Source organism: Duganella callida (genome assembly GCF_004614165.1).
GTDB lineage: Bacteria > Pseudomonadota > Gammaproteobacteria > Burkholderiales > Burkholderiaceae_D > Rugamonas > Rugamonas callida.
Genome location: NZ_SPVG01000073.1, coordinates 49,302 through 74,884 on the forward strand (window position 1 = coordinate 49,302; position 25,583 = coordinate 74,884).

The following is a 25,583-nucleotide window of genomic DNA, read 5'->3' on the forward strand; positions in this document are numbered from 1 at the left end:
CCCCAGCCGCGCCTACGCCGCCAGTGCGGGCATCTCTTTGGCCAGCCGTTCGATCAGGCGGTCGCATTCGAACACGCTCAGCGTCTTGTGCTCGTCGCCCTCGCCGATGTCGATCACATCGTCCATTTCCGCGCGCGGATCGCCTTTGACATTGACGTTGCGCATCATCTTCGGTGCGCCGAAGCGGCGGTTGTCGTTGATGGTCATGATGTTTTCCACCGCGTCCACCATCAGGCCGAAGCATTCATCGCCGCGGTCCACCACCAGGATCTTGGACTGGCTGGTGTCCTCCAGCGGCGGCATGCCATACAGGCTGCGCAGGTCGATCACGCTGACCATCTGCTGGCGCAGGTTCAGCATGCCGCGCATGAAAGCGGGCAGGCCCGGCGGTCGCGTGATGTCGCCGACGCCGAGGTCGATGATCTCGCGCACCTGCTTGATTTCGACCGCATAGCTGTTTTCCAGGGCGAAGGTGATGTAGACCTTGCGCTGGCCGCGCTGCTTTTCCCGCAGTTCGATCTTGGCGGCGGCCGCATCGTCCTTGGGATACAGGTTGGCGTGGCCGGCGCGCATGTCCTTGATCTCGCTGCTGGAGAAGATCTGGTGGTGATCGAGCAGGAACACGTCGCCCAGCTCCGGCTTGGACAGGCAGCCCGCGAACATGCCCGCGCGCGCCTTGCTCAGCAACGGTATCGGCATCACCTCCTCGCTGTAGTAATTGATGATGTTGTCGACCGAGTCGACCAGGAAGCCGATGGTGGCGTCGTCGATGCGCGCGACGATCACGCGCTGGTCGGGACTGAAATCACGCCCGGCTTCGGCCGCCGTGCGCGGCGCCGACACATTCAGCAGCGTGGCGAAATCCACCACCGCCACCGGACTGCCGCGGAAATTGATGCGCCCCAGGCACAGCGAGCTGTTGAGCACGGAGGTCTGCAGCTCCGGCACCCGGATGATTTCCTGAATCGCGCCCATCTCGAACGCAAACGAGGAGGCGCCGACGCGGAAGCTCACGCATTGCCGCCGCTCGCCCTGCAGACGCCGCACCGCCTGCTTGCCGGCGCTCTGCAGCGCCAGCACCTGCGGCACGTTTTCGATCCGTACCAGCGCGTCCGGATCGAGCACCTGCACCAGCCGGGTGCCGTGATCGAGCAGAATGGTGCCGGCCACCACGCCGCGCTTTTCGCCGTCGGCGTAGCTCAGCGTGCTGCGCTGCTCGGGGCGCACGCGCAAAATCTCGCCGGTGGCGTCGAACAGCATGCCCACCAGCACGCCCTGGTAATCGAGGATGGCGATCTTGTCGCTGGGCCGGGCGGCGCGTGCCTCGGGATTGAACACGCGGCCCAGATTCACCATCGGCACCACCGTGCCGCGCAGGGTGAACATGCCTTCGAGGAATTTGGGCGACAGCGGGACCGCCGTCACCTTGTCGGGAAAGTTGACCACTTCGCGGAAGCAGCTGGCGGGCAGGGCGAATTCGTCCTCGCCCAGCAGGAAGGATCCGAATAATTCCGTGAACGGCGTGGCTGCGGCGGTGCTGTCAGGCATAGGCGGCTCCGGCGACGATTTCCTGCACCGCGTAGCTGCAGGTGTTGCAGTCGATGGTCAGCGTGCGGCCGCACTTGCCGCCGACGCGGCAATAGCTGACGTTCAAGCCATAACGGCGCAGCAGGCGGCGCGCGGCGTCGGCGTTCTGCTGGCCGATCTGCAGCCGGCTGGAGCAGGCGTTCAGCATGGTGGCGCCGCCGGCGACCACCACTTCGATGTCGGCAAAATCCGCTTCGGTCGCGCCCATCAGGCGCAGCATGTTGGGAATCGCCTGGTTGACGTAGCGGGCGCCCAGATCGTTGCCAGCCTCGCCGCACTCCGGCAGCAGGCAATGCGCCAGCGCGCAGCGGCCGCGCTTTTTCCAGATGAAGCCGATGCCGACGCAGGAACCCAGCAGCGCCTGCAGCTGATCGCCGCGCGTGCCGACCCGGACCTGGGCCATGCCCACCTGCAGCGGGGCGCGCGCGGCGAGCGCGTTGTCGTCGAGGATGGCCCAATTGATCGGGGCCGGTTGATTATGGGTATTGAACCTCGCTTGCATGGGACACCGCCTATTCCATTCGATAAATCATTGGTCGTTCGAGCTGGTAGGCGGTGTCTCGGCCGGAGATCGATTCGGATTCGCCCAGGATCATCCTGGAGTGGGGCGCCATGCTCAGGCGGGCCTGGTCGAGTATCTTCTGCTGGTGTTCCGGATCGAAGTAGATCAGGACATTGCGCAGGAAGACCAGGTCGAACTGCCTGGACGGCTTCAGCGGAGTCAGCAAATTATGTTGGGCCAGCTCCACGTTCTTCTTCAGTGCATCCACCACCCGCAGGCCATGGGCGCTGGGACGGAAGTATTTTTTGACCCAGTCCGGATGCGTGGACTGGATGCGTTCGAGCGAGCGGCCGCTGTACTGGCCGTCGCGCGCCTGCGCCAGGATCTGGCGCGAAATATCGGTGGCGAAAATCTGGTACCCGAAGCCCGGGTGCGTCTGCTGGAACTCTTCGCACAGCATGGCCATCGAATACAGTTCCTCGCCGCTGGAGGCCGCCGCCGACCAGATTTTCAACCGTTTGCCGGGGTGGTCCTGGAACCACTGCGGCAGAAATTCCTGCTCGATGTAATCCCACACCTGCTGGGTGCGGAAGAACAGGGTGTCGTTGGTGGTGACCAGATCGATAAAGTGCGGCACCTCGGCCCGGTCTTTTTCCACCATGTCCAGGTAAGCCTGGTAGCTGTCCAGCTTGAGCGCCTGCACGCGCGGGCGCAATCGACGCTCGAGCAGCACGCTCTTTCGTTCGGTCATCGCGATGCCGGTGTGCTTGCGCACCAGCGCAAGCAGCGCGCTCAGCGTCGCGGGGCTGAAGCCGGCGGCATCCATGCTCACACCGAGAAGCCGGCCACAGTTTTATTCAGGTCGCCAGCACGCTGGTTCAAGCCTTCGGTCGAGCGGGCGATGCTGTCGCAGGCGGCAGCCGATTTCTCGGCTTCCTCGGCGATGTATTGCACCGCGGTGCTGACTTCGCGCGCCGTCAGCAACTGCTCGTTGGTGGCTTTCGAAATATCGGAAATCGCCAGCGTGGTCTTGACCACGCCCGCCAGGATCTTGTCGAAGGCATCACTGGCCTGGCGCGAAATCTCGCTGCCGGCCGAAACGCGCTTGACCGACTCGTTGATCAGCTTGGAAATCTCCTTGGTGGCCTGCGACGAGCGCTCGGCCAGCTTGCGCACCTCGTCCGCCACCACCGAGAAGCCCAGGCCGTGCTCGCCCGCGCGCGCCGCTTCGATCGCCGCGTTGAAGGCCAGCATATTGGTCTGGTTGGCGATGTCGCTGATCACCTTGACGATTTCGCCGATGTCTTCCGACGAGCGGTTGATCAGGTCCATGGCTTCGATCGACTTGGCCACCGCCTTGGCGCCGGCTTCGGCTTCCTGGTGGGTGGACTTGGCCATGGTGTCGGCGTCGGAGGTGTTGCCGGCGATGGTGTTGATCGAGCTGGTCAGGCCGTCGATCGAGGCGTTCATCTGTTCCACGGTCGCGCCCAGCGCCTGGGTGCCGACCGCCACCGCGTTGGAGCGCTCGGCGATGGTGGTGGAAGCGTCGGCCAGACCGCTGGCGGACATCACGACGTTGCTGATCACCTTGCGCAGGTCGGAAATCATCTTGCTGATGCCCTCGGCCAGCTGATCCAGCGGTTCTTCGCCCTCGACGGTGATGCTGCTGGTCAGGTCGCCGTTGGCGGCGCGCTCGACCGACTCCAGCAGGCGGGCGATTTTCTCGCTGTCGGCCTTGGCCTTGGATGCCACCGATTCCTCCAGTTCCACCTGGGCGGTAATATCGGTTGCGTATTTGACTATTTTGTATGGCTGGCCATTCAAATCCAGGATGGGATTATAAGTGGCCTGGATCCATATGGTTTTTTTGTTATTTCCTATTCTTTTATAACGACCGCTGTCAAATTCGCCACGATTTAATTTTTGCCAGAAGCGTTTATATTCGGCGCTGGCGGCGAATTCCGGCTCGACAAACATCCGGTGATGCTCGCCTTTAATGTCGTCGAGATAATAACCCATGACATCGAGGAAATTATCGTTGGCGGTCAGCACGTGACCCTGCATGTCGAACTCGATCACCGCCTGGGCCTTGCTGATGGCGCTGACCTTGCCTTCATACTCGGCATTGCGCAGCTTGCCGTTGGTGATGTCGGTGGCGAACTTGATAATCTTGTAGGGCTTGCCGTCGGCATCCATCACCGGATTATAGGAGGCATTGATCCAGACTTCGCGGCCATCCCTGGTCAGCCGCTTGAATTCGCCCTGCTGGAACTGGCCCGCGGCCAGATCGGCCCAGAATTGCTTGTACACCGGCGAGGCGGCGTACTCGGCTTCGCAAAACATCGCGTGGTGGCGGCCCTGCACGTCGGCCAGCGTGTAGCCCAGCACCTGCAGGAAGTTTTCGTTGGCGTGCAATATCTTGCCTTCGAGATCGAATTCGATCACGGCCTGGACGCGGTTCAGCGCCGCGTGAATGGCCTGAAGCTCGACGTCCTGGGTCTGGATTACCTGGCTGGGTGCGTTCATAAATATGTCCCTGTCCTATACAATTTAAATGCCTGTGACAATTCGTGAGAATTAAGCTGATATTCGGGGGCGGGGAATATATCGGTTCGATTAATTATTTCCCGTATTTAAGTCTGAAGCAAGCTGAGCAATAAAGAATCACCGGCAAGTGTACTCCGCGCACGACACACCGGCGCACGTTTCTCTTCATTGCTAAGTTCGGTCGCGCCAACCAAAAGTCCCGCGGTTCCCGCTAAAAAAATAACACGATCGTTCTTTTTATGCGGTATAGTGAACAAGTTGCCCATTCAACCAACAATAAGGAAGAGACATGACAGCTGAATATCAAGTGCACGGTGCGGTGGCCGTCATCACGCTGAATAATCCGCCGGTGAACGGCATGGGCCTGGAGACGCGCACCGCAGCGGTGAAGGGCATTCAGCGGGCGCTGGCCGACGACGCCGTCAAGGCGATCGTCATCACCGGCGCCGGTAAAGCCTTCTCGGGCGGCGCCGACATCAAGGAATTCAACACGCCCAAGGCGCTGACCGAGCCCAGCCTGCACACCCTGATCGCCACCGCCGAAAGCGCCACCAAGCCGGTGGTCGCGGCCATCCACAGCGTCTGCATGGGCGGCGGGCTGGAATTGTCGCTGGGCTGCCATTACCGCGTCGCCATGCCGGGCGCGCAGATCGCACTGCCGGAGGTGAAGCTGGGCTTGCTGCCGGGGGCCGGCGGCACGCAGCGGCTGCCGCGCGTGCTGGGGCTGGAGCCGGCCTTGAACATGATCGTGTCCGGCACGCCGGTGCCGTCGGAACAGCTGCCGGCGCTGTTCGACGAGATTTATGCGGCCGATGTTGATCTGCTGCAATCCGCGGTGGCGTTCGCCGAAAAAATCGCCGACGTCCGGCCGCTGCCGAAGGTACGCGAGCGTAAGGTCGACTACCCGAATCACGAAGCCTTCCTGCAATTCTCGCGCAACACCGTCAAAGCCATGGCCGGCCCGTTCCCGGCGCCGCTGGAGTGTGTCGAAACCGTGGCCGCCTCGGTCACCATGAAATTCGAGGACGGTCTGAAGTTCGAGCGCGAACGTTTCCTGCACCTGATCCAGACCACCGAATCGAAGGCGCTGCGTCACGCCTTCTTTGCCGAGCGCATGGCCAGCAAGGTGCCGGATGTGCCGGCCGACACGCCGGTGCGCACCATCCAGCGCGCGGCCATCGTCGGTGCCGGCACCATGGGCGGCGGCATCGCCATGAACTTCCTGAATGCCGGCATTCCCGTGACGCTGCTGGAAACGCGGCAGGAGGCGCTGGACAAGGGCATCGCCACCATCCGCAAGAACTATGAAAACACCGTCAAGAAGGGCAAGCTGACGGCCGAGAAGCTGGAACAGCGCATGGGCCTGCTGAACAGCACGCTGGCCTATGAGGACATTGCCGGGGCCGACATCGTGGTGGAAGCGGTATTCGAAGACATGGGCGTGAAAGAGGCGGTGTTCCGCAAGCTCGATGAGGTGATGAAGCCGGGCGCCATCCTGGCCACCAACACCTCGACGCTGGACGTCGATCAGATTGCCGCCTTCACCGGGCGTCCGCAGGACGTGATCGGCACCCACTTCTTCTCTCCGGCCAACGTCATGAAGCTGCTGGAAATCGTGCGCGGCAGCCAGACCGGCAAGGACGTGCTGGCCACCGCGCTGGCGCTGTCCAGGAAATTGAAGAAGACCGGCGTGGTATCCGGCGTCTGCGACGGCTTCATCGGCAACCGCATGATCGAGCAGTACAGCCGCCAGGCCGGCTTCCTGCTGGAAGAGGGCGCGTTGCCGGAGCAGGTGGACAAGGCGGCGGAGAAGTTCGGCTTTGCCATGGGACCGTTCCGCATGGGCGACCTGGCCGGCAACGACATCGGCTGGGCCATTCGCAAGCGCCGCTATGTGGAAAAGCCGGAAATCAGCTATTCCAGAACCGCCGACCTGCTGTGCGAGATGGGCCGCTACGGCCAGAAGACCGGCGCCGGCTGGTACGACTACAAGCCGGGCGACCGCACCGCCTATCCGAATGCGCAAGTCAACGCCATGATTGTCCAGCACTCGGCCGACCTGGGCATCGGCCGCCGCAAGATCAGCGATAAGGAAATCGTCGAACGGTTGGTGTATGCGCTGGTCAACGAGGGCGCGCTGATCCTGGAAGAGGGCGTTGCCCTGCGTGCGTCGGACATCGACATGGTCTACCTGACCGGCTACGGCTTCCCGCTGTATCGCGGCGGCCCGATGTTCTACGCCGACACGGTGGGCCTGCCGAACGTGCTGGCGGCCATCCACCAATACGCGCGCGGCCACCATGGCGAAGCCTGGCAGCCGGCGCCGCTGCTGGTGAAACTGGCCGAGGCAAACCTGGGCTTTAACAGCAAGTAAGCGATGTAGTGAAATGCTCACATTCCATAAAGAAATATTAATGGCCTGTGAGCATTTTTATTGAAACGGGCTTATAATTCCTGACAACAGCATTCGTAAGCTCTGCGCCCCAAAAAATGGTGCGAGTTGCAGTATTCAGCGACCCCATCCACTTTTCGAGGCTCTTATGAAACGTACCCTTCTTGCTGCCGCATTGGCAGCCACGGCCGTCGGCTCGGCGAACGCAGCCGCCATCAGCGGTTTGAAAAACACCGGCACCGGCGCCGCCGGCACGCCGGACAGCAACTACCACCTGAGCGCGGCCAGCAGCGACACCGCCATCAGCGCCACGGTGCCGACCATCACCATCGACAACCAGTGGCCGATCAATCTATGGCTGGCGAACAGCGACACGTCGAAATGGATCACGCCGACGGCCAGCCAATCGCAAAGTTTCGACGCCTGGAGCGCCGGCACCTACACCTACACCCTGAACTTCGACCTGAGCGGCTACAACGCCGCCACGGCCGCGTTCACCGGCCGCCTGGCGGCCGACAACTCGGTGGTGGTCAAGCTGAACAACCAGGTCATCAGCAGTGCCAGCGGCTTCACCGACTGGAGTGCCTTCAGCGCCAACAGCGGCTTCGTCAGCGGCATCAACCAGCTGGATTTCGTGGTCAGCAACTGGGCACAAAACGGCGGCAACCCGACCGGCCTGCGGGTGGAATTCCTGAGCTCCGGCATCGCCGCCGCCGTCCCGGAACCGGAAACCTACGCCATGCTGCTAAGCGGCCTGGCAATCCTCGGTTACGCCGCCCGCCGCCGCAAGCGCGCCTGACCTTAATCCGGGGTCAGTTCTGCCAATCGCACACGGACACGGCCGTAGCGGGGCGCAGTATGCGGTTTTCTGATCTGGATCAGATGAAGGCGTGATGGTTGAGATAGGGTAGGCTCCATGAGCCGCCCATTACGTCTTGAATTTCCTGGTTGCCTGTACCACGTCACCGCACGTGGCGACAGGCAGCAGGCTATTTTTCGTAGCGATACCGATCGCCTGCACTGGTTGGAGCTGCTGGAGAACACCTGCGCTCGGTTCAATTTCACCGTGTACAGTTTCTGCCAGATGGGCAACCATTATCATATCCTGCTGGAAACCGGCGAGGCCAACTTGTCGAGAGGCATGCGTCAACTAAATGGCACTTATTCCCAGTACTTCAATCGTCGATACCGGCTTGTCGGTCATGTTTTCCAGGGACGCTACAGCGCGATTCTGGTCCAAAAGGAAGCCCATCTGCGCGAACTGGCCCGCTATGTCGTGCTGAATCCGGTGCGCGCGGGGCTGGTCAAGCGTCCAGAGGATTGGGCCTGGAGCAGCTATCGCCTCACGGTGCAGGACGATCAGCCGCCTGTCTGGCTGAATGCTGCGTGGATGCTGGCGCAGTTCGGAAGTACTCGCCGCGAGGCGATCCTGGCTTACCAACGATTTGTCGCGAACGGCATGACCGCCGAAAGTCCGATCAAACATGCACGCCACAAGTTGCTGCTCGGCGATGATAGCTTCATCAACCGATACCAGCAGCCGCAATTGCTGAACGAAGTCACCAAAGAGCATCGTCGCGCGCTGGCGCTTCCACTAGCACAATACCAGGCGAGCTTCCCTGACCGTGATATGGCGATGGCGCAGGCTTACTTTTCCACTGCGTACACGATGAGCCAGATTGCCGGACACTTCGGCGTGTCATATCGCACGGTCAGCCGTATCGTCCAGCGCGTGGAAGCACAGCTAAAGCACAGCTCGTGTGCGATTGGCAGAACTGACCCCAGATGAAAAAAGCCGCCCGCAGGCGGCTTGGGATGGATCGAACCGGCTTCAGTCGTGCGCGTAGATGTTGTTGTCCTTGGTTTCGCGGATGAACAGGGTGCCGATCACAACGGTGATCAGGGCCACGATGATCGGGTACCACAGGCCGTAGTAGATGTCGCCCTTGAACGCCACCAGCGCGAATGAAATCGTCGGCAGCAGGCCGCCAAACCAGCCGTTGCCGATGTGGTAGGGCAGCGACATGGAGGTGTAGCGTATGCGGGTCGGGAACATTTCCACCAGCATGGCGGCAATCGGGCCGTACACCATGGTCACGTACAGCACCAGCACGAACAGGATCAGCACCACCATCGGTTTGTTGATCTGCGTGTCGTCCGCCTTGGCGGGATAGCCTGCGGCCTTGATGGCGCCACCGACTTCTTTTTTCAGCGCCGCCTCGGCATCCTTGCTGGCTTTGTCGAAGTTGAGGCCGTCCGGCGTCATGGTGGCGTTGAACGAGGTGATTTCCTTTTCGCCGACCTTGATTTTGGCCACGCTGCCGGCCGGCGCGTCCTGCTTGGTGTAGGCCACCGAGGCGTTGGACAGCATGCCGGTGGCGATGTCGCAGGACGAGGGGAACTTGGTGGTACCGGTCGGGTTGAACTGGAAGTGGCAGGTGGTCGGATCGGCCATCACCACCACCGGCGAGTTTTTCAGCGCGCTTTCCAGCGCCGGGTTGGCGTAGTGGGTCAGGGCGCCGAACAGCGGGAAGTAGGTGGCCGCGGCGATCACGCAGCCGCCCAGGATGATGTATTTGCGGCCGATCTTGTCCGACAGCGAGCCGAAGAAGATGAAGAACGGCGTCGCCAGCGCCAGCCCCAGCGCCACCAGGATATTGGCGGTGGCGCCATCGACCTTCAGCACCTGGGTCATGAAGAACAGCGCGTAGAACTGGCCGGTGTACCACACCACCGCCTGGCCCATGGTCAGGCCGATCAGCGCCAGGATGACGATCTTCAGGTTGCCCCATTGGCCGAACGCTTCGCTCAGCGGCGCTTTCGAGGTCTTGCCTTCGGCCTTCATCTTGGCAAACGCCGGCGATTCGTTCATCGACAGGCGGATCCATACCGAAATGCCCAGCAGCAGCACGGAAACCAGGAAGGGCACGCGCCAGCCCCAGGCGTTAAAGGCTTCCTCGCCGATCGCGGTGCGGGTGCCCAGGATCACCAGCAGCGACAGGAACAGGCCCAGCGTCGCAGTGGTCTGGATCCAGGAGGTGAACGCGCCGCGCTTGCCGTGCGGCGCATGTTCGGCCACGTAGGTCGCGGCGCCACCGTACTCGCCGCCCAGCGCCAGGCCCTGCAGCAGACGCAGGCCGACCAGCACGATGGGCGCGGCGATGCCGATGGCCGCATAGCCGGGCAACAGGCCGACAATGAAGGTGGAGCCGCCCATGATCAGGATGGTGATCAGGAAGGTGTATTTACGGCCGATCATGTCGCCCAGCCGGCCGAACACCAGCGCGCCGAACGGCCGCACGATGAAGCCCGCGGCGAACGCCAGCAGCGCGAAGATGAAACTGGTGGTCGGATCGCCGATGAAGAATTGCTTGGCGATGATAGGCGCCAGCGAACCGTACAGATAGAAGTCGTACCACTCGAACACGGTGCCCAGCGATGACGCAAAGATCACTTTGCGTTCCTCGGCGGTGATCCCCGCTGCTTTGGACCCACGCAGATCAGCGGTACCCGATGATGTTGCCATGATGTGTCTCCTTTGATTTTATAAGGACTTATCCCCGGCTGAGATAGTTAAAACTCCGTCAGCTTGAACCCAGTGTGGACGCCGAAACTTACGTCATGCTTGCACCAAACTTACGCGAAACTTACACCATGATTTGCGAACGACCGTGCAGAAAATGTGCTATTCTGGGTTGATCAAAACACATACTCAGGAGACTTTCATGACTGATGCCGTCATCGTTTCGACCGCCCGTACCGGTCTGGCCAAATCGTGGAAAGGCGCGTTCAACATGACGCATGGCGCCACCATGGGCGGTCACGCGCTGCAGGCAGCGATCGGGCGCGCCGGCATCGAGGCGGGCGAGGTGGAAGACGTGCTGGTCGGCTGTGCCTTCCCCGAAGGCGCCACCGGCGGCAACATCGCGCGCCAGATCGCGCTCCGGGCCGGCTGTCCGGTGAGCACCGCGGGCATGACCATCAACCGCTTCTGTTCCTCGGGCCTGCAAACGATCGCCACCGCGGCCCAGCGCATCATTGCCGGCGAAGGCGATATTTATGCCGCCGGCGGCGTCGAATCGATCTCCTGCGTGCAGCAGGAAATGAACACGCACATGTATAAGGAGCTGTGGCTGAAGGAACACAAGCCGGCGCTTTACTGGCCGATGCTGCAGACCGCCGAAACGGTGGCGCAGCGCTACAACATCAGCCGCGAACGCCAGGACGAATATGGCGTCCGCAGCCAGCAACGCGCCGCCGCGGCACAGGCCGCAGGACTGTTCGACGCCGAGATCGTGCCGATGACCACGGTGATGGGCGTGGCCGACAAGGCATCCGGCCGCCTGTTGTCGCGCGAGGTGACCATCGCGGCCGATGAAGGCATCCGCGCCGACACCACGTACGAAGGCGTGGCCAGGATCCGTACCGCGATCCCGGGCGGCGTGATCACCGCCGGCAACGCCAGCCAGTTCTCGGACGGCGCCGCCATGACCATCGTGATGAACGCGCGGACCGCCGCCGCCAAAGGGTTGCAGCCGCTTGGTATTTTCCGCGCCTTCGCCGTGGCTGGCTGCGAGCCGGATGAAATGGGCATCGGCCCCGTCTTTGCCGTGCCAAAGCTGCTGAAGAAGGCGGGACTGAAGGTAGACGACATCGGCCTGTGGGAATTGAATGAAGCGTTTGCCGTGCAGGTGCTGTATTGCGCCGACCAGCTGGGCATTCCGATGGATCGTCTGAACGTGAACGGCGGCGCAATCGCGGTCGGCCATCCGTACGGCGTCTCGGGCGCGCGCCTGACCGGCCATGCGCTGCTCGAAGGCAAGCGGCGTGGCGTGCAATATGTGGTGGTCACCATGTGCATCGGTGGCGGCCAGGGAGCGGCGGGCCTGTTCGAAGTGGTGTAAGCGATGGACTCGACCATCCTGTCGCGCCGCGACCTCAACTTCCTGCTCTACGAATGGCTGGACGCGGAAGCACTGACCCGCCGCGTCCGTTTTCAGGACCACAACCGCGAAACCTTCGACGCCGCCATCGACACGGCCGAACGGCTGGCCACCGAACTGTTCGCGCCGCACAACAAGAAAAGCGACAGCAACGAGCCGCATGTGGTGGACGGCAAGGTGCAAATCATCCCCGAGGTGAAAGCCGCGCTGCAGGCCTTTTCGGCGGCTGGCCTGATGGCGGCCGGCCAGGACTTCGAACGCGGCGGCATGCAGCTGCCGGTATTGCTGGAAAAAGTGCTGGCAGCCTATTTCACGGCCGCCAATGTGGCTACCTCGGCCTATACCTTCCTCACCATGAGCAACGCCAACACCTTGCTCAAGACCGGCTCGCCGGAACAGATCGCGCGCTTCGTCGATCCGATGCTGGAAGGGCGTTTTTTTGGCACCATGTGCTTGTCCGAGCCGCAGGCCGGGTCCAGCCTGTCCGACATCACCACGCGCGCGGTGCCGGATGGCGATCGGCAATACCGCATCCGCGGCAACAAGATGTGGATTTCGGCCGGCGAGCACGAACTGTCGGAAAACATCATCCACCTGGTGCTGGCCAAGATCCCCGGCGCCGATGGCAAGCTGGTGCCGGGCGTGAAGGGGATCTCGCTGTTCATCGTGCCAAAATTCCTGGTCAACGACGACGGCACGCTGGGCGCGCGCAACGATGTCGCGCTGGCCGGCCTGAATCACAAGATGGGCAACCGCGGCACCACCAACTGTCTGCTGAATTTCGGCGAGAACGGCGGCGCCATCGGTTATCTGGTCGGCAGGCCCGGTCAAGGCCTGGCCAACATGTTCCACATGATGAACGAAGCGCGCATCGGCGTCGGCATGGGCGCGGCGGTGCTCGGTTACACCGCTTATCTGCACGCGCTCGATTACGCCCGTAACCGCCTGCAGGGCCGGCATCCGGCGCAGAAAGACCCGGCGCAACCGCAACTGGCCATCATCGAGCACACCGACGTGCGGCGCATGCTGCTGGCGCAGAAAGCCTACGTGGAAGGCGCGCTCGGCCTGGTGCTGTACAGCGCGCGCCTGGTCGACGAGCAGCACACGGCGGAAACGCCGGAAGCGCGCGAGCACGCCGCCCGCCTGCTCGATTTCCTGACCCCGATCACCAAATCCTGGCCCTCGCAATGGTGCGTGGAGGCCAACAGTCTGGCCATCCAGGTACACGGCGGCTACGGTTACACGCGCGATTACAACGTCGAGCAGTTTTACCGCGACAACCGCCTGAATGCGATCCACGAAGGCACGCACGGGATCCATGGCCTGGACCTGCTGGGCCGCAAGGTGACGCTGCAGGATGGCGCCTTGTTCCGCGCATTTGGCGGCGAGATACGCAAAACTGTGCGCAAAGTGCGCGGCAGCGTCGCGCTGCCCGATGGCGCGCCGCCGGCGTGGGCCGAGATCGGCAAGGAACTGCGCGCGCATGCGGACGCGCTGGAGCAGTCCTGGCAGGCGCTGGAGCAAGTGACGCAGAAGCTGTATGCTGTCGGCGATTTGAACAAGACGCTGGCCAACGCCAGCACCTATCTGGAAGCGACCGGGCACATCGTGGTGGCCTGGATCTGGCTGCAGCAGGCGCTGGTGGCCGCGGCGGCGCTCGATGACGCCGATGCGGATTTTTATCGCGGCAAGCTGCAAGCCTGCCGCTATTTCTTCCACTGGGAGCTGCCCAAGGTCGGTCCGCAGCTGGCGCTGCTGGCCAGCATAGACACCACCACGCTCGAGATGCGCGATGCGTGGTTTTAACCGAAGAAAGAGAACGACATGCTGAAACACATCGTGATGTGGAAACTGAAGGAACACGCCGAGGGCGCCGACCGCGCCGCCAACGCCGCCAAGCTGAAGCAGATGCTGGAGTCGTGCGCCGATCTGGTTCCCGGCATCCTGAAGTTCGAAGTGGCGCTGGCGCAGCCCGGCCTGGAAGCCACTTACGACATCATCCTGTATTCGGAATTCACCGACAAGGCGGCGCTGGATGCCTATCAGGTGCATCCGGACCACGTGGCGATCAAGCCGTTCTTCGGCGCCGTGCGCGAAGAGCGCCAATGCATGGACTACGAAATCTGAGGAGCACGCCTATGCGGACCACGCAAGAACTGTTTTCATTGGCCGGCAAGACCGCGCTGGTCACCGGCGGCTCGCGCGGGCTGGGGCTGCAGATGGCCATGGCGCTGGGCGAACAGGGCGCCAAACTGGTCATCTCGGCCCGCAAGCAGGCGGACCTCGATGACGCCGTCGCACAACTGGCGCAGCATGGCATCAGCGCCCACGCCATCGCCGCCGACCTGTCGCAGGACGAACAGGCCGCCGCGCTGGTCGATGGCGCCATCGCCCACCTGGGCCACATCGACATCCTGATCAACAACGCCGGCGCCAGCTGGGGCGCGCCGGCCGAGGACCACCCGATCGATGCCTGGGACAAGGTCATGGACCTGAACATCCGCAGTATCTTCGTGGTGTCGCAGCTGGTCGGCAAGCGCTCGATGATAGGGCGCAAATACGGCCGCATCATCAACATCGCCTCCATCGCCGGCCTGGCCGGCAACCCGCCCGGCACCATGACCACGCTGGCCTACAACACCTCCAAAGGCGCACTGGTCAATTTCACGCGCACCTTGGCGGGCGAATGGGGCCGCTACGGCATCACCGTCAACGCGCTGGCGCCGGGCTTTTTCCCGTCGAAGATGACCAGGGGCCTGCTGGCGCAGATGGGCGACGAGCTGACCAGCCACGCGCCGCTGCACCGTCTCGGCGACGACGAAGACCTGAAGGGCGCCGCCGTGCTGTTCGCCTCCGATGCGGGCAAGCACATCACCGGCCAGATCCTGGCGGTGGACGGAGGCGTGTCGGCAGTATGAGCATCGCGGAGACTTACCAGCGCATCGTGCTGGCCTCGCGCCCACGCGGCGCCGTGACGGCGGACAACTTCCGTCTCGAATCGGTGCCGGTGCCGGCGCTTGAAGAGGGCCAGGTGCTGATTCGCAATCATTACCTGTCGCTCGATCCCTACATGCGCGGCCGCATGAGCGCGGCCAAGAGCTACGCCAGCTCGCAGCAGCTCGATGCAACCATGATAGGCGGCACGGTCGGCGAGGTGGTCGCTTCGCGCCATCGGTCCTGGCAGCCGGGTGACCAGGTGAATGGCATGCTGGGTTGGGCCGAGATGGGCGTGTCCGATGGCGCAGGCCTGCGCAAGCTCGATACCGCGCGCATCCCGCTGCCCGCCTTCCTCGGTGCGGTCGGCATGCCGGGCATGGCGGCCTGGTACGGCCTCAACAGGATCATGCAGGCCAGGGCCGGCGAGACGGTGGTGGTGTCGGCGGCCAGCGGCGCGGTGGGCAGCGTGGCCGGTCAGCTGGCGCGGCTGCGCGGCTGCCGCGTGGTCGGCATCGCCGGCGGTGAGGAAAAATGCGATTACGTGGTCAAGGCCTTGGGGTTCGACGCCTGCATCGACTACAAGGCCGGCAGGCTGGAGGCCGACCTGGCCGACGCCACGCCGGATGGCGTCGACGCGATTTTTGAAAATGTCGGCGGCGCCTGCCTGGATGCGGCATTGGCGCGCACCAATGCCTTCGCACGCGTGGCGCTGTGCGGGCTGATCGCCGGCTACGGCGGCGCCGCGGTGCCGATCAACAATGCGCGCCTGCTGCTGATCAACCGTCTGACCATCAGCGGCTTCATCATTACGGAACATATGGACTGCTGGCCGCAGGGCCTGCGGGAACTCGGTGCGCTGGTGGCGGACGGTCGCATCACTTACCGCGAGTCGGTAACGGAAGGCCTGGCCTCCGCGCCAGAGGCGTTCATGGGCCTGCTGCAAGGGCGTAATTTCGGCAAACAACTAGTGAAGCTCATCTGATGAAAACATTCCGGGACAAGGTCGCCGTCATCACCGGCGGTGCAAGTGGTTTGGGACGCCAGTTCGCCAACGTCGCCGCGCGCGAGGGCATGCGGCTGGTGCTGGCCGATGTGCAGCAGGATGCGCTGGAGCAGGCGCTGACCGAGCTGAAGGCGCAGGGCGCCAGCGTCATCGGCCGGCTGTGCGACGTGCGCAAGGCGGAGCAGGTGCAGGCGCTGGCCGACGCCGCGGTGGCCGAGTTCGGCGTGGTCCACCTGGTGTTCAACAACGCCGGCGTCGGCTCGGGCGGCCTGATCTGGGAAAGCAGCGAGGCCGACTGGGACTGGGTGATGGGCGTGAACGTGTATGGTGTGATCCACGGCGTGCGCATCTTCACCCGGCTGATGCTGGAGGCGGCCCGGCGCGATCCGGCGTACCAAGGCCATATCGTCAACACAGCCTCGATGGCCGGGCTGGTGACGGCGCCGGCGCTGGGCGTCTACAATGTCTCCAAGCACGCGGTGGTGGCGCTGACCGAGACGCTGTACCAGGACCTGCAACTGGTGGGCGCGCCCATCGGCGCCTCGGTGCTGTGCCCGTACTTTGTGCCGACCGGCATCAACCAGTCGCACCGCAACCGTCCCGACGAGGTGCGCATGACCGAGCGGCCGACGGCCAGTCAGCTGGCGGCGCAGTGGATGACCGACAAGGCCGTCACTTCCGGCAAGATCTCGGCGCAGGACGTGGCCGAGCTGACTTTCAGGGCGATTGCCGAAAACCGCTTCTACATTTATTCGCATCCGGAGGCGCTGGCCGGTGTGCGCGAGCGCATGGAACACATCGTCGACGGCGCCAATCCGGCCGACCCCTACGCCACCACGCCGCAGCTGAAAGAAGCGCTGCGGGCCAAAATCAACAGCCCTTCCAAGCCGCCCGCCTGACGTGCGACAATCGTGCTTTGGTCAACAGGAAATCGCGATGAGCAAGTACGAAATAAAATTGGGCGACTGGGGTACGCTGAGCGCAGATGCCAAGCTGATCCGGTTTGAAGTCTTCGTCGAGGAGCAGGGCGTTCCGGCCGAGCTGGAAATGGATGCCATGGATGCGCTGTGTCTGCACGCCGTCGCTTACGATGCGGAAGGCATGCCGGTCGGCACCGGCCGTCTGCTGCCGGATGGTCACATCGGCCGCATGGCGGTGCGCAAGATCGCGCGTGGCAGCGGCATCGGCGGCGAACTGCTGCAGGCGCTGATGGCGCAGGCGCGCACGCGCGGCGACAAGCTGGTGGCGTTGAGCGCGCAAACCCATGCCGCGCCGTTTTATCAGCGCCATGGTTTCGATATTGAAGGCGAGGAATTCTTCGAAGCCGGCATTCCGCACATCAACATGCAGCGCAGCTTCGATTAAGCGTTCAGACCTTGCTGTCGATAAGCAGCCCCTGCTTGGTCAGGCGTTTGCCGATTTCCAGGGATTGCTCTGAGGGAAATTGTTGCAGGACTTTGTCGGTTTCTGTATCGATCACCTTGATGACGGACAGGCCGCTGTCCTCGTCGATGCTGAAACGGACCGAATTATTATCCTCAAGGAAACGATTGATCGCATCGACAGACTGTTTTAACTCAGTTTTACTTGGTACTTTGGTGGCAGCGTCGTCTTTACCGGCGACAATAGACTTTGCGGTGGACGTAGCGCGCGCCGCAGCCACCAGGGCGGCGGTGGCGGGTGGCAATTCCAGACGGTTGATGCTGCTCGTATCCATAATCAGTGGTTTTCCTTCCGTTCCGGGGAGCGACCATGGATGGATTGCCCCGTTACTGGTGATAACGGCAGGTCTGCAGAAAAATTGAGCCCAATGTCAAAGAAAACGCTAGAAAATTTCACCGCCTCGCTGGACCCCGAGGATTGGCAGCAATTCCGCAGCCAGGGCCACCGCATGCTGGACGACATGATCGACTATCTCCAGCACATCCGCGAGCGTCCGGTCTGGCAGCCGATCCCTGACGCCGAACGCGCGGTCTTCCGCGGCGGCCTGCCGGCGCGGGGCAGCGACTTGCCGGAAGTGCACCGGCAGTTCATGGACCACATTCTGCCTTACGCGATCGGCAACGCCCATCCCGGCTTTTTCGGCTGGGTGCACGGCGGCGGCACGCCGGTGGGCATGCTGGCCGAGATGCTGGCCGCCGGCCTGAACGCCAATCTGGGCGGCCGCGACCACATTCCGGTGGAAGTCGAGCGCCAGGTGGTGCGCTGGATGGCCGAACTGTTCCAGTTTCCGCCCACGGCCAGCGGCTTGTTCGTCACCGGCACTTCGATGGCCAACATGCTGGCGCTGCTGGTGGCGCGCTACCGCGCCCTTGGCGGCGCGGTGCGCAGCCATGGCGTGACCGGCCAGCCGCAACTGGTGGCTTACACCTCGGCCGGCGCCCATGGCTGCATCGCCCAGGCCATGGATCTCGCCGGGCTGGGCAGCGCGCATTTGCGCAAGATCCCGATGAATGCCGCTTTCCAGATGGATACCGCCGCGCTGGAAGCCGCCATCACGGCCGACCGCGAGGCCGGCCTGCTGCCGTTCTTTGTGGCCGCCACGGTGGGCACGGTGGACGTGGGCGCGGTCGATGACTTGCCGGTGGTGGCCGCCATCGCCGAGCGCAACGGCGTCTGGTTCCATGTCGATGGCGCCTACGGCGCGCTGGCCATGCTGTCCCCGCAGCTGCGTCCGCAGCTGGATGGCATCGAACTGGCCGATTCCATCGCCTGCGACTTTCACAAATGGGGCCAGGTGCCCTACGACGCCGGTTTCGTGCTGGTGCGCGATGGCGATCTGCACCTGGAAACCTTCGCCACGCCGGCCAGCTATCTGCGCCGCGACACGCGCGGCATGGCGGCCAATTCACCGTGGCCGTGTGACTTCGGCCCGGACCTGTCGCGCGGCTTCCGCGCGCTGAAGACCTGGTTCACGTTCCAGGTGTTCGGCGCCGAGCGCATCGGTCAGGCGATTTATCAGACCTGTCTGCTGGCGCGTTATCTGGCCGAGCGCGTGAGCGCCGAGCCGGAACTCGAGCTGCTGGCGCCGGTCGCGCTCAACATCGTCTGCTTCCGCTACCGCCGCGGGCACGATGGCGACGCGCTCAACGCCGCGCTGGTGGCCGATCTGCAGGAATCGGGCGTGGCCGCGCCCTCGCTGACGACGGTGCGCGGCCAGCTGGCGATCCGCGTCGCCGTCGTCAATCACCGCAGCCGTCAGCAGGACATCGACGCGCTGCTGGCAACCTTGCTCAAGTTACGGAGACAGCATGACCTTTGATGCAATCGGACAGCACAACGCGCCGCTGATCGGCGTCGCCCCGCTGATGCGCCGGGCGTTCGCCGGCGAAGATCTGACCGGGCTGGGCCAGACCTTGCTGCAGCGCGCGCAGACCTGGCCCAACGACGCCCACGCCTACATGGATTTTTCCACCGTGCTGCAACTGACCGGAAACCGCGCCGACGCGCTGGCGGTGCAGGCGGAAGCCATCACGCTGCGCCAGCATTACACGCTGCCGGCCAGGCAGCCGGGTCCGGGCCTGACGCTGCTGGTGCTGATGGGGCCGGGCGATTTGATGTCCAACACGCCGGTGGAATTCCTGGTCGAGGACAGCGACGTCACGCTGGAACTGCTGTATCTGCGCGCCGATGAGGATTTTCCGGAGCAGGTGCCGGAGCATGACGTAATGCTGGTGGCGGTGGCCGAATCGGAAGCCAATCAGCCGTTGCTGGCGCGCCTGACCGAATATGTCAGCGACTGGCCGCGCCCGGTCATCAACCGGCCCGAGCACATCCGCGTGCTGTCGCGTGACGGCGTGTGCGCCGCCTTGCGCGGCCTGGCCGGGGTGGAAATGCCGGTCTCGGTGCGCACCGACCGCGGCGTCCTGAACCGGATCGCGGCTGGCCTGCAGACGGTGGAGGCGCTGCTCGGCGACGGCGGCTTTCCCATCATTGTCCGTCCGCTCGGATCGCACGCCGGCACCAATCTGGAGAAGGTCGATACGCCGGAAGCGCTGGGCATCTACCTGCAAACGGTGGAAGGCCTGCAGTTCTACATCTCGCGCTTTGTCGATTACCGCAGCGCGGACGGGCTGTTCCGCAAATACCGCGTGGCGCTGATCGAAGGCGTGCCGTACATCTGCCACTTCGCCATCTCGCAGCGCTGGATGATTCACTATCTGAACGCCGGCATGACCGAAAGCGCCGACAAGCGCGCCGAGGAAGCAGCCTGCATGGCCGGCTTCGACCAGGGCTTCGCCTTGCGCCATCAGGCCGCGTTGCGGGCGATCGATCAGCGCATGCAACTGCCTTACCTCGGCATCGACTGCGCGGAAATGCCCAACGGCGACCTGCTGATCTTCGAGGCGGACAATGCCATGATCGTCCACGGCATGGACCCGGTCGACATGTTCCCCTACAAGCAGCCGGCGATGCGCAAGGTGTTCGACGCTTTCCGCGCGCTGCTCGAACGCGCCGCCGGCCGCGGCATCAATGGATGACCAGCTCGTGCAAGGTCGCGCGGGCGTCGGCGTACAGCTTGACCACGGTGGACGTGCGGGTGCCGTAGCCCGGGCTTTCGATGCGCACCGCCGACAGCGTGCGTTCCAGTTCCAGCGGCACACCGGTTTCCGGCAGGCGCTGGTCCGGCGCCTGCGCGGTGTCGGACAGCATCTCGAAGAACGCCTCATCGGGCGCGCCCAGGCATAGCAGGCTGGAAAACTGCGCCTTGGTTTTCAGCACCTTGGGCCAGGGCGCGTCCAGCAGCGCGTTCGACAGCCCGTAGACGCCGGGCGCCAGCGGCTGGCCGTTGCGCGGATCGGCGTCGCCCTTGTTGGAATACCAGATCAGGGTATCGCGGTCGCCCAGCACCAGGTTGAAGCCGTTGTAAGCGTCGGCCCCGGCGCGGATGGCGTCGACGTATTGCCGCGCCGTCATGCTGCCGGCCAGGTAGTCCGCTACCAGCTGGCCGCGCGAGGGCGCATCGTCCTTGTGGTCGGCCGGATTGCGGATGTTGGTGATGGCGGCAAAGCGCGGCGCCGCGCCCTGCGTGATGCCCATCCAGCTGCCGCCGGCCTGCAAATCGCGGCCGGCGTAAATCTGCGGATGGTCGAGCCAGGGGCCGGCCGGCGCGGTGGCGCGCTGGTAGAACTCGTCGCGGTTGGCGGCGGCGATCAGCGGCGCCGCGGGCACCACTTGCCAGGCGAAGACGATCAGGCACATGGGACCACATCCATGAACACTTCGGTATGGCGCAGGCCGGCGATCCAGGCCAACAGGCCGGCGTCGGCCACCGCGCTGTCGAGCAGCGCCGCAAAGCCCGCCGGCGTGGCGGAATACACTTCCATCCACGTCTGCAGGCCGCCCTTGCTGTCCGGCCGGCGTTTCAGCTGGCCCGCGACGCCGTGACGCCGCGCCAGATCAGCCTGCATGGCCGCGGCCGCCGCCTGCAAGGAGGCCGCATCGGCGTCCTTGACTTGATAATAGACGTAGAGATCCATGCTAGAGGTCGAGCGGTTCCAGCACGTAAGGCATGGCGAGGAAGGTCAGCGCCACGCCGTCGGCCGAGCCGAGGCGCACCGAGCCGGCTTCGATCGCGGCCAACTTCATCTCGACCAGCGCATCGACGCCGCCATTACCGTTGGGGGCGGCGTTGACGATCATGCCGCAGGGCTGCTCGGGGTCGGCGGTGGCGAACACTTCCATGCCGGCGGCGGCGCTGGCGTCGGGGATGCTGACCAGGGTGGTGCGGCGCTTGAGCTTGCCAAGGTACTGGCTGCGGGCGACGATTTCCTGGCCCGGGTAGCAGCCCTTCTTGAAGTTGACGCCGCCCAGCAGCTCATAATTGACCATTTGCGGCACGAATTGTTCCTGGGTAGCCTTGCCGACCACCGGCACGCCGGCGTGGATTTCCGACAGATGCCAGGCAGCATTGTCGCCGACGTTGAGCTTGTCCGCCAGCACCGGGGTCACGGTCTCGGCGGTCGCGGCCGACATCAGCCACTGGTAGCGCGGCGCGCCGAAAGCGTCGGCCACGCGGATCAGCGTGCCCAGCGGGTGATCGAGCTTGCCGAACGGCGCGGCGGGCAGGGCGTCGAACCAGGTCTGCAGAACGGCCTCGGCCATGCCGCCGCCCAGGCCCAGCACCACCGCGTTTTGCGGCAGCCCGGTGGCGTCGCTGAGCTTGGTCTTGGCGCGCAACACGAACATCGACAGGCGCTTCTGCACCGCCGGCAGGATCTCGCGCGGCAGTTGCAGCAAGATCGTGCCGGCGCTGCGCCACATCAGGAACGAGGCCAGCATGCGCCCCTTGGCCGAGCAATACGCCGCCAGGCGCGCGTCGCTTTCGCCGAGGTGCTCGACGTCATTGGTCAGCTGGGTGTGCAGGAATTGGGCCGATTCTTCGCCGTCCAGCGCGATCAGCCCCAGGTCGGTGATCGGGGCGACGTAACCGACCGCCAGTTGGGCGGCGCTGAGCGCCTGGGCTTGTTCATTCAAAGAAAGCATAATTTCCAGTTATTTGACGGTGAAAGCATTATCATTACGGGCTCATTATAGTGATGTCGCGCAGAACGCGTCGGCGGCCGCGCAAAACGCGGTGCTGGCATACTGTGCGACCCGACCCACGATACGGCTTCAACAATGGCATTTATCAAAAAAATAATTGGTCTGTTTCTTTTGCTGGCCATCGCCGGCGGCGCGTATTTTGCGTACTGGGCGCGCACCCCGGTGATTCCCGCCGATGCCGAGGCGATCGAATTCACCATCACGCCGGGCAGCGGCGCCCACGCGGCCGGCCAGCAGATCGCCGAAGCCGGCGTGCCGATCCAGCCCATCCTGTTCAATCTGCTGGCGCGCATGACCGGCAAGAGCGGCAAGCTGAAAGCCGGCGCCTACGAGATGAAACCGGGCTACACGCCGCTGCGCCTGATCGAGCAGCTGGTGCGCGGCGAATTCGCGCAGGAACAGCTGACCATCATCGAAGGCTGGACCTTCCGCCAGATGCGGGCGGCCATCGCCGCGCACAAGGGGCTCAAGCATGACACCATCGCCCTGTCCGATAGCGAGGTGATGAACGCCATCGCCTCCGAGTACAAGCAGCCGGAAGGCCTGTTTTTCCCCGACACCTATCTGTTCGCCAAGGGCGCCAGCGACTTGCAGATTTATAAGCAGGCCCACGCCATGATGCTGACCCGCCTGGCGGAGGCCTGGGACAAGCGCGACCCGGCGCTGCCGTACAAGAGTCCGTACGAGGCGCTGACCATGGCCTCCATCGTGGAAAAGGAAACCGGCCAGAAGTCGGAGCGGTCGATGATCGCCGGCGTGTTCGTCAACCGGCTGAAGATCGGCATGCTGCTGCAGACCGATCCGACCGTGATCTACGGCATGGGCAGCCGCTACGACGGCAAGATCCGCAAAAAGGATCTGGAGACCGACACGCCGTACAATACCTATACCCGCGCCGGCCTGCCGCCAACGCCGATCGCCTTGCCGGGCGTGCAATCGCTGACGGCGGCGCTGGCGCCGGCCAAGACCGCGGCGCTGTACTTCGTTTCGAAGGGCAACGGCACCAGTCAATTCTCCGACAACCTGAACGATCACAATCGGGCAGTCAATCAGTATCAACGATAAAGCATCAACGATAACCACTACATGGGTAAATTCATCACGTTTGAAGGCATCGATGGCGCCGGCAAGTCCACGCACATCGCCTTCGTCAGCGACTACATCAAGGCGCGCGGTGTCGAGCTGGTCAGCTCGCGCGAGCCGGGCGGCACGCCGCTGGGCGAAAAACTGCGCGACCTGGTGCTGCACGAGACCATGCATCTGGAAACCGAGGCGCTGCTGATGTTCGCCAGCCGCCGCGAACATATCGCCCAGGTGATCGCGCCGGCGCTGGAACGCGGCGCCTGGGTGATCTCCGACCGCTTCACCGATGCCAGTTTCGCCTACCAGGGCGGCGGCCGCGGCATGAGCGTGGCCAAGCTGGAGGCGCTGGAACAATGGGTGCATCCGGCGCTGCAACCGGACCTGACCCTGCTGTTCGACGTGCCGCTGGAAGTGGCGCGCGCGCGGCTGGACGCCACCCGCGAGCTGGACAAGTTCGAGCAGGAAAAAGCCGACTTCTTTGCCGCCACCCGCGCCGAATACCTGCGCCGGGCGGCGCAGTTCCCGCAGCGTTTCCGCGTCATCGATTCGACGCGGAGCATCGCTGACATCCAGCTGCGGCTGGCCGCCATCCTCGACGGGTTTTTCGATGAGCAATAGCATTTATCCTTGGCAGGAAGCGGCTTGGCAGCATTTGCAGACGCTGCGCCAGCGCATGCCGCACGCCATCCTGTTCCATGGCGCGGCCGGCATCGGCAAGGCCGATTTCATCGAGCAATTCGCCCAGGGCCTGCTGTGCGAGGCGGTGCTGCCGGACGGCCACGCCTGCGGCCAGTGTGCGTCGTGCGGCTGGTTCTCGCAGCAGAACCACCCCGATTACCGCCGCGTGCGCCCGGAGGCCATGGAAGACGAGCCGGCCGCCGAGGGCGACGAAGGCACGGACGGCGAAGCCAAAAAGGCCGCCAAGTCGAGGGCGCCATCGAAGGAAATCAAGATCGAGCAGATCCGCGGCCTGGCGGATTTCATGAACATCTCGACCCACCGCCAGGGCTTGCGCGTGGTGGTGCTGTATCCGGCCGAGGCGCTGAACATGCCCGCGTCCAACGCGCTGCTGAAGACGCTGGAAGAACCGCCGCCGGGGACCGTGTTCCTGCTGTCGTCCAACAGCCTGGACCGGTTGCTGCCGACCATTCTGTCGCGCTGCCGCAAGTTCGCCATGCCGATGCCGAGCCACGCGGAAGCGCTGGCCTGGCTGAAGGAACAGGGCGTGGCGGACGCCGACAGCTGGCTGCGCGAGCAGGGCGGCGCGCCGCTGGCGGCGCTGGCGCAGGCCGAGAACGGCAGCCGCGAGGACCTGGAGATCCTGCTGCAGCTGCTGGCCCATCCGAGCGTCGAAAGCGCCCTGAAAGTGGCCGACAAATTGCAGAAAGTGCCGTTGAGCGGACCGGTGTCCTGGATGCAGCGCTGGCTTTATGATGTGTTTTCCTACAAACTGGCAGGAAACATCCGGTATTATCCTCGTTACCAGAAAGAGTTGGCCAGCCTGGCGGGCAAGATCCACGTCAACCGTCTGCTGGCTGCGATCAAGGCGGCGAATGAGCGGCGCGCGACGGCCGACCATCCGCTGTCGCCCAAGCTGTTCCTGGAGGATATGCTGCTTGAGTACGCCAACTGCTGCGCCTGAAAGGTAAGGAATGTCCGCTGCCAGCCCACGCGACCCGAACACCGTGCCGATGACGCCACGGCCGACGGTATTGTCGCTGGCGATCAAGGAGAAAGCGGCGCTGTACGCCGCCTACATGCCGTTCCTGAAAAACGGCGGCATGTTCGTCCCGACGCAGAAGCCGTACAAGCTGGGCGACGAGATCTATCTGATCCTGGCGCTGATGGATGATCCCAACAAATACCCGATCGCCGGCAAGGTGGCCTGGATAACGCCGCCCGGCGCCCACAACAACAAGGCGCAGGGCGTGGGCGTGCATTTCCCGGACGACGAGAGCGGCCAGCGGGCCCGTCTGCGGATAGAAGAAATTCTCGGCGCCGCGCTGCGCTCCTCGCGCGCCACCCACACCCTGTGAAATTCGG

At 63.8% G+C, this 25,583-nt stretch carries 25 protein-coding genes; 16 read left to right on the forward strand and 9 right to left on the reverse strand.

What is annotated here, in order from left to right:
• Window positions 1-12 precede the first annotated feature (12 nt).
• From E4L98_RS07740 to E4L98_RS07755, 4 genes are read right to left on the reverse strand one after another with little or no spacing between them, the layout of a single operon-like run.
• Entirely contained in the window at window positions 13-1,548 is a 1,536-nt protein-coding gene (locus E4L98_RS07740; protein WP_135200987.1) for a chemotaxis protein CheW, read from the reverse strand.
• The gene (locus E4L98_RS07745) at window positions 1,541-2,089 is read right to left on the reverse strand and encodes a chemotaxis protein CheD (RefSeq protein ID WP_135200988.1); all 549 of its coding nucleotides are present in this window, start codon (window positions 2,087-2,089) and stop codon (window positions 1,541-1,543) included. Before E4L98_RS07745 ends, E4L98_RS07740 begins: the two co-directional genes overlap by 8 nt.
• Window positions 2,090-2,099: 10 nt before the next feature.
• Window positions 2,100-2,915, reverse strand: a complete 816-nt coding sequence (locus E4L98_RS07750) for a CheR family methyltransferase (RefSeq protein ID WP_135201023.1) — start codon at window positions 2,913-2,915, stop codon at window positions 2,100-2,102.
• Window positions 2,916-2,917: 2 nt separating this feature from the next.
• Entirely contained in the window at window positions 2,918-4,615 is a 1,698-nt protein-coding gene (locus E4L98_RS07755; protein ID WP_135200989.1) for a methyl-accepting chemotaxis protein, read from the reverse strand.
• A 310-nt stretch (window positions 4,616-4,925) separates the two neighbouring features.
• Here E4L98_RS07755 and E4L98_RS07760 point away from each other — a divergent pair, with 310 nt between their 5' ends.
• The 3 genes from E4L98_RS07760 to E4L98_RS07770 all read left to right on the forward strand — a co-directional run bounded on the left by E4L98_RS07760 (window position 4,926) and on the right by E4L98_RS07770 (window position 8,817).
• Entirely contained in the window at window positions 4,926-7,010 is a 2,085-nt protein-coding gene (locus tag E4L98_RS07760) for a 3-hydroxyacyl-CoA dehydrogenase NAD-binding domain-containing protein (protein ID WP_135200990.1), read from the forward strand.
• 166 nt (window positions 7,011-7,176) lie between these two features.
• The gene (locus tag E4L98_RS07765) at window positions 7,177-7,827 is read left to right on the forward strand and encodes a PEP-CTERM sorting domain-containing protein (protein WP_135200991.1); all 651 of its coding nucleotides are present in this window, start codon (window positions 7,177-7,179) and stop codon (window positions 7,825-7,827) included.
• A gap of 117 nt (window positions 7,828-7,944) precedes the next feature.
• Window positions 7,945-8,817, forward strand: coding sequence for a transposase (locus E4L98_RS07770; protein WP_135200992.1), 873 nt, complete (start codon window positions 7,945-7,947; stop codon window positions 8,815-8,817).
• A gap of 42 nt (window positions 8,818-8,859) precedes the next feature.
• Here the strand turns inward: E4L98_RS07770 and E4L98_RS07775 are convergent, their stop codons facing one another.
• Entirely contained in the window at window positions 8,860-10,554 is a 1,695-nt protein-coding gene (locus E4L98_RS07775; protein WP_135200993.1) for an MFS transporter, read from the reverse strand.
• 199 nt (window positions 10,555-10,753) lie between these two features.
• Here E4L98_RS07775 and E4L98_RS07780 point away from each other — a divergent pair, with 199 nt between their 5' ends.
• From E4L98_RS07780 to E4L98_RS07810, 7 genes are read left to right on the forward strand one after another with little or no spacing between them, the layout of a single operon-like run.
• The gene (locus E4L98_RS07780; RefSeq protein WP_135200994.1) at window positions 10,754-11,932 is read left to right on the forward strand and encodes an acetyl-CoA C-acyltransferase; all 1,179 of its coding nucleotides are present in this window, start codon (window positions 10,754-10,756) and stop codon (window positions 11,930-11,932) included.
• A gap of 3 nt (window positions 11,933-11,935) precedes the next feature.
• Window positions 11,936-13,777, forward strand: coding sequence for an acyl-CoA dehydrogenase (locus tag E4L98_RS07785; protein ID WP_135200995.1), 1,842 nt, complete (start codon window positions 11,936-11,938; stop codon window positions 13,775-13,777).
• An 18-nt stretch (window positions 13,778-13,795) separates the two neighbouring features.
• Window positions 13,796-14,098 carry a Dabb family protein gene (locus E4L98_RS07790; RefSeq protein ID WP_135200996.1) on the forward strand — a complete coding sequence of 101 codons (303 nt, stop codon included), beginning with the start codon at window positions 13,796-13,798 and terminating at the stop codon, window positions 14,096-14,098.
• An 11-nt stretch (window positions 14,099-14,109) separates the two neighbouring features.
• Window positions 14,110-14,889, forward strand: a complete 780-nt coding sequence (locus tag E4L98_RS07795) for an SDR family oxidoreductase (RefSeq protein WP_135200997.1) — start codon at window positions 14,110-14,112, stop codon at window positions 14,887-14,889.
• Between the two features lie 2 nt (window positions 14,890-14,891).
• Window positions 14,892-15,890, forward strand: a complete 999-nt coding sequence (locus E4L98_RS07800) for an NADP-dependent oxidoreductase (protein ID WP_135201024.1) — start codon at window positions 14,892-14,894, stop codon at window positions 15,888-15,890.
• Window positions 15,890-16,810, forward strand: coding sequence for an SDR family oxidoreductase (locus E4L98_RS07805; RefSeq protein WP_135200998.1), 921 nt, complete (start codon window positions 15,890-15,892; stop codon window positions 16,808-16,810). The genes E4L98_RS07800 and E4L98_RS07805 overlap by 1 nt, the downstream gene beginning before the upstream one ends.
• Window positions 16,811-16,847: 37 nt before the next feature.
• Complete coding sequence (locus E4L98_RS07810) at window positions 16,848-17,276, forward strand: GNAT family N-acetyltransferase (RefSeq protein WP_135200999.1); 429 nt, start codon at window positions 16,848-16,850, stop codon at window positions 17,274-17,276.
• 4 nt (window positions 17,277-17,280) lie between these two features.
• Here the strand turns inward: E4L98_RS07810 and E4L98_RS07815 are convergent, their stop codons facing one another.
• A complete protein-coding gene (locus E4L98_RS07815) occupies window positions 17,281-17,628 on the reverse strand; it encodes a flagellar protein FlaG (protein ID WP_135201000.1) in 348 nt (115 codons plus the stop codon).
• 93 nt (window positions 17,629-17,721) lie between these two features.
• Between E4L98_RS07815 and E4L98_RS07820 the strand changes: the two genes are divergently transcribed.
• Entirely contained in the window at window positions 17,722-19,173 is a 1,452-nt protein-coding gene (locus E4L98_RS07820) for a pyridoxal phosphate-dependent decarboxylase family protein (protein WP_229257306.1), read from the forward strand.
• Entirely contained in the window at window positions 19,163-20,392 is a 1,230-nt protein-coding gene (locus tag E4L98_RS07825; RefSeq protein ID WP_135201001.1) for an ATP-grasp domain-containing protein, read from the forward strand. Before E4L98_RS07820 ends, E4L98_RS07825 begins: the two co-directional genes overlap by 11 nt.
• On the opposite strand, the gene E4L98_RS07830 is transcribed toward E4L98_RS07825, so the two are convergent.
• From E4L98_RS07830 to ygfZ, 3 genes are read right to left on the reverse strand one after another with little or no spacing between them, the layout of a single operon-like run.
• Complete coding sequence (locus E4L98_RS07830; RefSeq protein ID WP_135201002.1) at window positions 20,382-21,113, reverse strand: NRDE family protein; 732 nt, start codon at window positions 21,111-21,113, stop codon at window positions 20,382-20,384. The genes E4L98_RS07825 and E4L98_RS07830 overlap by 11 nt on opposite strands.
• Window positions 21,104-21,391: a DUF4936 family protein gene (locus tag E4L98_RS07835; RefSeq protein WP_135201003.1), complete on the reverse strand. Its 288-nt coding sequence runs from the start codon at window positions 21,389-21,391 to the stop codon at window positions 21,104-21,106. The genes E4L98_RS07830 and E4L98_RS07835 overlap by 10 nt, the downstream gene beginning before the upstream one ends.
• Window position 21,392: 1 nt before the next feature.
• Window positions 21,393-22,397: a CAF17-like 4Fe-4S cluster assembly/insertion protein YgfZ gene (gene ygfZ, locus E4L98_RS07840; RefSeq protein WP_135201004.1), complete on the reverse strand. Its 1,005-nt coding sequence runs from the start codon at window positions 22,395-22,397 to the stop codon at window positions 21,393-21,395.
• A 135-nt stretch (window positions 22,398-22,532) separates the two neighbouring features.
• Between ygfZ and mltG the strand changes: the two genes are divergently transcribed.
• Genes mltG through E4L98_RS07860 form a run of 4 tightly spaced genes read left to right on the forward strand, consistent with a single transcriptional unit; the run spans window position 22,533 to window position 25,576 of the window.
• Window positions 22,533-23,522, forward strand: coding sequence for an endolytic transglycosylase MltG (gene mltG / locus E4L98_RS07845; protein ID WP_205746680.1), 990 nt, complete (start codon window positions 22,533-22,535; stop codon window positions 23,520-23,522).
• A gap of 21 nt (window positions 23,523-23,543) precedes the next feature.
• On the forward strand, window positions 23,544-24,158 hold the full coding sequence (tmk, locus tag E4L98_RS07850) for a dTMP kinase (protein WP_135201005.1): 615 nt from the start codon (window positions 23,544-23,546) through the stop codon (window positions 24,156-24,158).
• On the forward strand, window positions 24,148-25,182 hold the full coding sequence (locus tag E4L98_RS07855; RefSeq protein ID WP_135201006.1) for a DNA polymerase III subunit delta': 1,035 nt from the start codon (window positions 24,148-24,150) through the stop codon (window positions 25,180-25,182). The genes tmk and E4L98_RS07855 overlap by 11 nt, the downstream gene beginning before the upstream one ends.
• A 10-nt stretch (window positions 25,183-25,192) precedes the next feature.
• Window positions 25,193-25,576: a PilZ domain-containing protein gene (locus E4L98_RS07860; RefSeq protein ID WP_205746681.1), complete on the forward strand. Its 384-nt coding sequence runs from the start codon at window positions 25,193-25,195 to the stop codon at window positions 25,574-25,576.
• Window positions 25,577-25,583 lie beyond the last annotated feature (7 nt).